Consider the following 9,801-nt stretch of genomic DNA (forward strand, 5'->3'; position numbering starts at 1 on the left):
GTCCGCCGCCGCGCTGGCGGTCTCGGCCCTGCCGCCCGCATTCTCCGAATGCGGCAGCAGCCAGGGCCAGGCCTCCTATACCTATACCTGCGCCGCCGGGCAGACAACCTCCGGCGTCGCGCCCGGCGGGACATCCTCCTCCGGCAATTACGGCGAGGCGACGTTTTCCGTCCCCGTCTCAGGCGCGTATGTTCCCACTATAGTGCCCAATCCTCCCTCTATTCCCCCCACGCCCGAGACGTGCCAGTTGCCTTCCACGGAGGCTCCGTCGGACTGTCCGCGGTGCTACGACGAGGCGTCCGGCGGCGTTTTTGTCAGCGGCGACCCGGCGGTCTATGTCCCCAATTTCGCCGGGCCGGTGGATTTCCGGGTGTTTTATCTCAGCGACAACCAGGACGCCGGCGACATCGGCAAGTCGTGGCGGCATTCGTTTGAATCATCGGTGCGGGTGTATTCGGCGGCGCGGCTGCTGGCTTCTGCCTCGGTTGCGGGCGGCTGGAGCGATCCGTACTCACCCGGCGCCGTGATGGGCGCCTCCGGCATGGCCATCCCCGCCTCCGACCTGGAGACCGTCGCCGTCGTGCGCCCGCCGGACGGGCGGCGGCTGCTGTATTTCCTCAATTCCTCCGGCCAGTGGGTTGCTCCGGCGGGCGAGAGCGCCGTTTTGTCGGTTTCCGGTTCCACCGCGGCGCCGTCGGGGTTTGTGTGGAGCGCGGACGACAGGCTGGTTTATTCCTACGACGGCGCGGGGCGGCTGGTTTCGGTAACCGACCGCAACGGCTCGGCGCTTTTGCTGGGGTATTCCTCCGGCCTGCTGTCTTGGGTGAAAGACCCGGACGGGCGCGTACTTTACTCGTTTTCGCGCGACGGGGCGGGGCGGGTGTCTTCTGTAACCGACATCGGCGGGCGGGCGCATTATTTCGGCTACACCGGCTCCGGGCTGCTGGAGCGGCTTGAAGGGCCCGAGGGCGTGTCAACCTTCGGCTATCAGGGCTATTCCGTATCCGGGCTGGAGGGTTTTGCGGGCGGGTATTTCGCGCCGGGCGGCTGGGGGAACGCGGAGCTGCTTTCGCGCGTTACCCCGCCCGGCGGGCAGGTTACAAGCTATGCTTACTCGGCGCCGGCGTACCGGGTGGACCATTCGCGGGACTGCAAATCCGTTCCGGCGTTCAACTACGCGGGCGCGGAGCGGTGCGCGCTGCTGGCGGGCGCGGCGGCTCCGGCGGACAAGGTGTATCTGGCGCCGCTTGCGCCGGCGGCGTCCGGCTATTATTTCGTGGACCGGGCGGCGTTTTCGGCGTGGTATTTCCCGCAGCGGTATTATTTAAGCTCCAAAACCGGGCCGCGGGGGACATACACCTATGAATATATCGTAGACGACCAGACCGGCGAGGGCGAAACCCGCATCACGCCGCCGCTGGGCGGCAAAGAGGTGGTGCGGTGGAACAAGTCCAACGGCCATTTCCGGCGGGCGTACACGGTTGACGGCGCGGGCGGCAAGACGCTGTTCGCCTACGATTCGGCGAACAATCCGGTTCAGGTTACCGATCCCGCCGGCAATGTCCGCGGCTATGCGTGGGATGCGAAAAACCGGCTGACCGCCGCGACGGACCCGCTCAATAACCGGGTAAACATCGGCTACGACCCTTCGTCCGGCAACATCAGCTATTACGCCGACGCGAAGGGCAACACCGCGCATTTTTCGTACGACGGGAACGGCAACCTGTCGCGCATCACCGACGCGGCGGGGCAGTCAACCGATATAACCAATAACGCGCGCGGGCTGCCGCTGGCGATAACCGACCCGATGGGCCATGCGGTAACAATCGGGCGGGACGGCTATGGCAACGCGACATCCGTAACCGACGCGCTGAACCGCAATTCCGGTTTCGCCTATGACATCATAGGCCGCGTAACGCGCATGACGGACCCGGCGGGCAAGGCGGTGGCTTTTACATACAACCCGGACAACACGCCCGACACGGTTACCGACGCCATCGGCGGCGTAACGCGCTACGGTTACGAGCCGGGCGGTTTTGAAACCGGCGCAAAGCGGCTTGTTTCGCTGACGGACGCCGCCAATCACGCGACGGGTTTCGCCTACGACGCGCAGGGCCGGTTGGCATCGGTAACGGATCCGCTCAATCATGCCGCCGCTTACGGCTACGACGCGGCGGGAAGGATCAGCGCGGCGACCGACGCAAACGGCAGCAGCTTCGCATTCGCTTACGATATTTTGGCCCGTCTGACCTCCGCCACCGCCCCCGACGGTCAGACGACCTATGTTTATGACCTTGCAAACAATCCCACGAGCATAGAGGACCCGCAAACAAAGTTGCAATTCGGCTATGACGCGGCGGGCCGGGTGACGGCAACAAGCGCGCAGGACAAAGCCGCAAACCTCGGCGGCGCGTTCGCGTACACATACGACGCCGCCGGCAACCGGCTGGCGATGACGGCCTCCGGCTACACATGGAGCTACAGTTACGACGCGCTGAACCGCCCCGTAACGATAACCGCGCCCGGCGGGACGCAGTTCCAGTTCACCTACGACGCCGCAGGCCGCAGAACGCGCATGGAGATGGGTACGGCGGTAGCGGCGGAATATGTTTACGACGCCGCCAATCAGCTTACCGGAATAATCTACCGCCGGAAACCCGATAACGCGGTAATCGCGCAGGTTGGCTACACATACGACACTGCCGGCAACCGCGCAACCATGACCGACGATTTCGGGGCGCACACTTTCGGCTATGACGACCTACACCGCCTGACAAGCGCGGTCCACCCGTCCAGCGGCGCGCTGAGCGTGCAGTCCGAAACCTTCGCTTACGACGCGGTCGGCAACCGCACAAGCGACGCCGTGCGCGCCGGTTACGCCTATGACGCGGCGAACCGTCTGAATAGCGACAGCCAGTACACTTACGCATACGACAACAACGGCAACCTGACAACAAAAACGCGCGCATCCGATAACGCGCAGACCGCATACATCTACGACGCGCAGAACCGCCTTACGCAAGTAAACCTGCCGTCGGGCTACAGCGAGGCGCTCCGTTACGACGCGACAGGCCGGAGAATCGCAAAAACGATAACGCACAACGGCGAGACAATTCGCGAACAGCATTACATCTACGACGGCGAGGACATCGCATTTGTAACCGACGCCGCCGGCGCGTTGAAAAGCCTCTACACGCACGGTCCCGGCACCGACGAGCCGCTGATGTTAAAAAAAGGCGCAAGCGATTATTACCTCCTTGCCGACGGCCTTGGCAGCATAATAGCCATCGCCGACCAGTCCGGGAACATCGCAGAGCGCGCGCAATATCAGGCCTATGGCAAGCCCGTGTTCAGAAACGAGGTAACCGGCAGCACAAGCAGTTGGTCGCAGACGGGCAGTCTTTACAGCTACACCGCCCGGGAATGGGACGCCGAAACCGGACTGTTCTATTACCGCGCCAGGTACTACGCCCCCGACACCGGCAGATTCATCCAAAAAGACCCCATAGGCTTCAACGGCGGCGATACGAACTTGTATGCGTATGTGTGGAATGACCCCTTAATATACACCGACCCATCCGGTGAATTTGGAATGGAGGATATGCCGACATTGCCGCAAGGTTTCATAGATTTTTCGGCGGGATGGGGTGACTGGATCTGGTTTGGAGCCGGTCCATGGATTAGAAAGAGATTGGACATTGACACTGTTAATATATGTTCAGGGTATTACAATGCCGGACTTACGGCTGGTGCATTAACAGATGTTGCACTAGGCGCATATGCTACAGGATATAGAGTTAAAATTTCGATGCACGATCCTCATCATACATTTGGGTCTTTCGGTAGGTTGCCGCATTTACAAATTAATTGGTGGAAGTCTGGTGCGGCGGGTTCGGGATCAAAACCCATACGCATACCTATTCCGTGGGGGTTGCAAAGATAAAGGAGAGCATGATGCATACCAAAAAACTGCAATTTATCAACTTGGATGAGATACAAAAGCTGACCGACATAATACATGATATGTGGTTTAATACTGATTGGATAATATTTAATCAGGCGGAGTCTATCTTGACGATTCCATTTGGAGAAGTCCAATACTCCAAAGCGAGAATGGTTGCAAATTATGTGCTTCTTCGTAAATACACTGCAGTTGTTGCAAAGAGTTGCTTACGTGTTCACAATGTAAAGCATTACGAGTTGTTCGATCGGTCCAAAATCGGGACATACGATTTCAACGACATCAAATATTTGAATGGACATATCACTATTACTACATGCGAAGATTTAACAATTGACGTGGCTTCAGATGAATTCATGATTGAAATCGAGCGCACTGACGAAATTATCGGTGAATATCAATTTCGCTTAATACTTGGGATAGAATGCGGAGTAAATCTAAAGTTCGATTCAAAAATATGAATGATTCTCCAAAAATGTTTCGACATCTCCTTTTACCCAAAGCATCATCTATTTTATTGGGATACAGTGGCAGCGAGATTGTGCGGTGGAACAAGTCCAACGGCCATTTCCGGCGGGCATACACGGTTGACGGCGCGGGTGGCAAGACGCTGTTCGCCTACGATTCGGCCAACAATCCGGTTCAGGTTACCGATCCCGCCGGCAACATCCGCGGCTATGCGTGGGACGCGAAAAACCGGCTGACCGCCGCGACGGACCCGCTCAATAACCGGATAAACATCGGCTACGACCCTTCATCCGGCAACATCAGCTATTACGCCGACGCGAAGGGCAACACCGCGCATTTTTCGTACGACGCAAACGGCAACCTGTCGCGCATCACCGACGCGGCGGGGCAGTCAACCGATATAACCAACAACGCGCGCGGGCTGCCGCTGGCGATAACCGATCCGCTGGGCCATTCGGTAACAATCGGGCGGGACGGCTATGGCAATGCAACATCCGTAACCGACGCGCTGAACCGCAATTCCGGTTTCGCCTATGACGTTATAGGCCGCGTAACGCGCATGACGGACCCGGCGGGCATGGCGGTGGCTTTTACATACAACCCGGACAACACGCCCGACACGGTTACCGACGCCATCGGCGGCGTAACGCGCTACGGCTACGAGCCGGGCGGTTTCGAGACGGGCGCAAAGCGGCTTGTTTCGCTGACGGACGCCGCCAATCACGCGACGGGTTTCGGCTACGACGCGCAGGGCCGGTTGGCATCGGTAACGGATCCGCTCAATCATGCCGCCGCTTACGGCTACGACGCGGCGGGAAGGATCAGCGCGGCGACTGACGCAAACGGCAGCAGCTTCGCATTCGCTTACGATATTCTGGGCCGGCTGGCATCCGCCACCGCCCCCGACGGGCAGACGACCTACGGCTACGACCTCGCAAACAACCTCACAAGCATAGAGGACCCGCGGACAAAGTTGCAATTCGGCTATGACGCGGCGGGCCGGGTAACGGCAACAAGCGCGCAGGACAAGATTGCAAACCTCGGCGGCGCGTTCACCTACACATACGACGCCGCCGGGAACCGGCTGGCGATGACGACCTCCGGCTACACATGGAGCTACAGTTACGACGCGCTGAACCGCCCCGTAACGATAACCGCCCCCGGCGGGACGCAGTTCCAGTTCACCTACGACGCCGCAGGCCGCAGAACGCGCATGGAGATGGGTACGGCGGTAGCGGCGGAATATGTTTACGACGCCGCCAATCAGCTTACCGGAATAACCTACCGCCGCAAAACCGACAATGCGGTAATAGCGCAGACCGGCTACACATACGACAACGCCGGCAACCGCGCAACCATGGCTGACGATTTCGGGGCGCACACTTTCGGCTATGACGACCTGCACCGTCTGACAAGCGCGGTTCACCCGTCCAGTGGCGCGCTGACGACGCAGTCCGAGACCTTCGCCTACGACGCGGTGGGCAACCGCACAAGCGACGCCGTGCGCTCCGGTTACGCCTATGACGCGGCAAACCGTCTGAACAGCGACAGCCAGTATACTTACGCATACGACAACAACGGCAACCTGACAACAAAAACGCGCGCATCCGACAACGCGCAGACCGCATACATCTACGACGCGCAGAACCGCCTTACGCAAGTAAACCTGCCGTCGGGCTACAGCGAGACGCTCCGTTACGACGCGACAGGCCGGAGAATCGCAAAAACGATAACGCACAACGGCGAGACAATCCGGGCGCAGCACTACATCTACGACGGCGAGGACATCGCATTTGTAACCGACGCCGCCGGCGCGTTGAAAAGCCTGTATACGCACGGCCCCGGCACGGATGAGCCGCTGATGTTGCGCAAGGGAGCAAGCGATTATTATTTGCTGGCGGACGGCCTTGGCAGCATAATCGCCATCGCCGACCAGACGGGGAACATCGCAGAGCGCGTGCAATACCAGGCGTACGGCAAGCCCGTGTTCAGAAACGAGGTAACCGGCAGCACAAGCGCCTGGTCGCAGACGAGCAGTCTTTACAGCTACACCGCCCGGGAATGGGACGCCGAAACCGGCCTGTTCTATTACCGCGCCAGATACTACGCCCCCGACATAGGCAGATTTATCCAAAAAGATCCGATTGGATTCAACGGCGGAGATGTTAATTTGTATGCGTATGTGTGGAATGACCCCTTGATATACACCGACCCATATGGCGAATTTGGAATGGAGGATATGCCGACATTGCCGCAAGGTTTCATAGATTTTTCGGCGGGATGGGGTGACTGGATCTGGTTTGGAGCCGGTCCATGGATTAGAAAGAGATTTGACATTGGCAATGTTAATATGTGTTCTGAGTCTTATACTGCCGGACTTGCGGCTGGTGCATTAACAGATGTTGCGATTGGTGGATATTATGGAATGCGACGAGGCGGTTTTTTGAATTCCAATCGTTATCTGCGAATTGGTGTTGGAAAAGATGAGGGGCGATATGTGTTCAGAGTAGTTGGCGACTTTACAAAAGGCAAGCACATCGACATATTGAAAGGACCACGCTTCTAGGAGGTTGTATATGAAAGAATTCCATGATACATGCATAAATAGATTGCAGGAGATGTTAAAGGAATTTCCAGTTAAGGGGACAGTTTCCTTTGAAAAAATAAAGGGAAAACATAAGGACTATTACATGGCATCTGTGACGGTAACAGGGCATGTTATAGTCGTTTATCTATATCCTGATGATAAAGAGGCAGGGTTTAAAGTTGATGGCTGGGATTGGATAATGTTGGAAAAATACGATTACGATTCACCCGATAAACTAATATCGGCATTAGTGGCAAAGCTACGAAAGGTATTGCAGGATTTTACAGGAGAGCAAAACAAAGGGATATAAGGCATGTTTCACCGCGCATATTTAAGAAATACAGCAATTACTTCACCCGACGAGGTTATGTTCCAGTTTACCTACGACGCCGCCGGACGGCGCACGCGCATGGATATGGGCGCGGCGGTAGCGGCGGAATATGCTTATGACGCCGCCAATCAGCTTACCGGAATAATCTACCGCCGCAAAACCGATAACGCGGTAATCGCCAGCGTCGGCTACACATACGACAATGCCGGCAACCGCGCAACGATGACCGACGATTTCGGCAGCCACAATTTCGGCTACGATGATTTGCACCGCCTGACAAGCGCGGTCCACCCGTCCAGCGGCGCGCTGAGCGTGCAGTCCGAGACCTTCGCCTACGACGCGGTGGGCAACCGCACAAGCGACGCCGTGCGCTCCGGTTACGCCTATGACGCGGCAAACCGTCTCAACAGCGATTCGTTTTACACCTACGATTACGACAACAACGGCAACCTGACCGCAAAAACGCGCGCATCCGACAACGCGCAGACAACCTATGTTTACGACAGCCAAAATCGCCTTACGCAAGTAAACCTGCCGTCGGGCTACAGCGAGATCCTCCGCTACGACGCGACAGGCCGCCGCATAGCAAAAACGATAACGCACAACGGCGAGACAATCCGGGCGCAGCACTACATCTACGACGGCGAGGACATCGCATTTGTAACCGACGCCGCCGGCGCGTTGAAGGCGACCTACACGCACGGCCCCGGCACGGACGAGCCACTGATGTTAAAAAAAGGCGCAAGCGATTATTACCTCCTTGCCGACGGCCTTGGCAGCATAATCGCCATCGCCGACCAGACGGGAACCGTAGTTGAGCGCGCGCAATATCAGGCCTATGGCAAGCCCGTGTTCAGAAACGAGGTAACCGGCAGCACAAGCAGTTGGTCGCAGACGGGCAGTCTTTACAGCTACACCGCCCGGGAATGGGACGCCGAAACCGGCCTGTTCTATTACCGCGCCAGATACTACGCCCCCGACACCGGCAGATTTATCCAAAAAGATCCCATAGGCTTCGCAGGAGGGGATACAAATTTGTATGCGTATGTGGGGAATAGACCTTATAAATACATAGACCCGTATGGCTTGTGGTCAATTTCGATTGGCGGATACGCCGGACTTGGTGGGGAAATATCTTTTGGACGTAATCCAAATGGTGCTGGGTTTATAAGTGGTAGATTAGGATATGGTATTGGAGGAGGACTTTCGTATGAACCTCATGGTACAAGTCCGGGTTACGATGGGCTAGACAATTCCTGTCATTCAAAAATTGGATTGGGGCTTTTTTGGTGGGGTGGAGCAGGAATTGGTCCAGTGTCCTATAGCTATAGCGTAAATGCCGGCGTTGCATATGATCCGTTTGCAAATATCAAATCTGGGGATCATAAATTTCAAGGGTATTATACATTTCCTAAAGGAGGGTTTTCTTTCTCGCCAAATTGGGAGTTTAGTGGCGGTACCGCTGGAGGAGTGGAATTTACAACGACGTATTAGGAGGTGAAACAACATGATAAATATCGGCAAAAACATACGCAGACTTGGTATAGCATTAATTTTTGGTGCTATTCTATTGTTGATTGTTTATCTCGTGAGTATCAATTCACAGTCGTATAAGGTTGCAACGAATTATATTGCAGCCAATCCATATATTGTGGATGCTGTGGGACCAATAAAGTCATCGCATTTAACCATTTCCGCACATACAGGCGTTGTTGAGTCCTCTACAGGCGGGCGTGCGGAATTTACGATTAGGGTAACGGGAACCCTCAAGACAGGTTTAGTACATGTTAGTCTCGAAAAATCAGTGGGCGGATGGAAGGTTATGTCTGCTACGCTAAAACTCGATACTGGTGAAGTTCCACTACTTGTGAACAGTCGATAGTATGAATAAGGAGAGTTAGCTAACGAAAGGATATGTTAAAAGATACGGGTTTTAAACTATTATTTTTGTTCATCGCGGTACTGTTATCCGCGCCGTTTTTGCACGCCCGCGTTTTGCCCGAATCTCCCACGCCCGAGACGTGCCAGTTGCCTTCCACGGAGGCTCCGTCGGACTGTCCGCGGTGCTACGACGAGGCGTCCGGCGGCGTTTCCGTCAGCGGCGATCCGGCGGTCTATGTCCCCAATTTCGCCGGGCCGGTGGATTTCCGGGTGTTCTACCTCAGCGACAACCAGGACGCCGGCGACATCGGCAAGTCGTGGCGGCATTCGTTTGAATCGTCGGTGCGGGTGTATCCGGCGGCGCGGCTGCTGGCTTCGGCCTCGGTTGCGGGCGGCTGGAGCGACCCGTATGCCCCCGGCGCCGTGATGAGCGCCTCCGGCATGGCCATTCCCGCCTCCGACCTGGAGACCGTCGCCGTCGTGCGCCCGCCGGACGGGCGGCGGCTGCTGTATTTCCTCAATTCCTCCGGCCAGTGGGTTGCGCCTGCGGGCGAGAGCGCCGTTTTGTCGGTT

General features: G+C 56.9%; 7 protein-coding genes. All 7 read left to right on the plus strand.

What is annotated here, in order from left to right; all coding sequences use genetic code 11:
• A partial coding sequence (locus tag WC421_11485; protein MFA5162849.1) for an RHS repeat-associated core domain-containing protein occupies positions 1–3,943 on the plus strand: 3,943 nt, incomplete at its 5' end.
• Positions 3,944–3,951: 8 nt separating this feature from the next.
• The gene (locus WC421_11490) at positions 3,952–4,422 is read left to right on the plus strand and encodes a hypothetical protein (protein ID MFA5162850.1); all 471 of its coding nucleotides are present in this window, start codon (positions 3,952–3,954) and stop codon (positions 4,420–4,422) included.
• 56 nt (positions 4,423–4,478) lie between these two features.
• Positions 4,479–6,995, plus strand: a complete 2,517-nt coding sequence (locus tag WC421_11495; GenBank protein ID MFA5162851.1) for an RHS repeat-associated core domain-containing protein — start codon at positions 4,479–4,481, stop codon at positions 6,993–6,995.
• 10 nt (positions 6,996–7,005) lie between these two features.
• Positions 7,006–7,326, plus strand: coding sequence for a hypothetical protein (locus WC421_11500; protein ID MFA5162852.1), 321 nt, complete (start codon positions 7,006–7,008; stop codon positions 7,324–7,326).
• 57 nt (positions 7,327–7,383) lie between these two features.
• Positions 7,384–8,841 (plus strand): RHS repeat-associated core domain-containing protein, encoded by a 1,458-nt coding sequence (locus WC421_11505; protein MFA5162853.1) that lies wholly within the window; start codon positions 7,384–7,386, stop codon positions 8,839–8,841.
• Between the two features lie 13 nt (positions 8,842–8,854).
• Entirely contained in the window at positions 8,855–9,229 is a 375-nt protein-coding gene (locus WC421_11510) for a cytochrome c oxidase assembly factor Coa1 family protein (GenBank protein MFA5162854.1), read from the plus strand.
• A gap of 65 nt (positions 9,230–9,294) precedes the next feature.
• Positions 9,295–9,801 (plus strand): hypothetical protein (locus WC421_11515; protein MFA5162855.1); only part of this gene is annotated, 507 nt, incomplete at its 3' end.

The sequence above is a fragment of the Elusimicrobiales bacterium genome (genome assembly GCA_041651175.1).
In the GTDB taxonomy this organism is placed as follows: domain Bacteria; phylum Elusimicrobiota; class Elusimicrobia; order Elusimicrobiales; family Elusimicrobiaceae; genus JAQTYB01.

Bases quoted from the DNA above. Each gene is read 5' to 3' on its own strand.
- WC421_11490 (MFA5162850.1), top strand. From the start codon at position 3,952: ATGATGCATACCAAAAAACTGCAATTTATCAACTTGGATGAGATACAA.
- WC421_11500 (MFA5162852.1), top strand. From the start codon at position 7,006: ATGAAAGAATTCCATGATACATGCATAAATAGATTGCAGGAGATGTTA.
- WC421_11505 (MFA5162853.1), top strand. From the start codon at position 7,384: ATGTTCCAGTTTACCTACGACGCCGCCGGACGGCGCACGCGCATGGAT.
- WC421_11510 (MFA5162854.1), top strand. From the start codon at position 8,855: ATGATAAATATCGGCAAAAACATACGCAGACTTGGTATAGCATTAATT.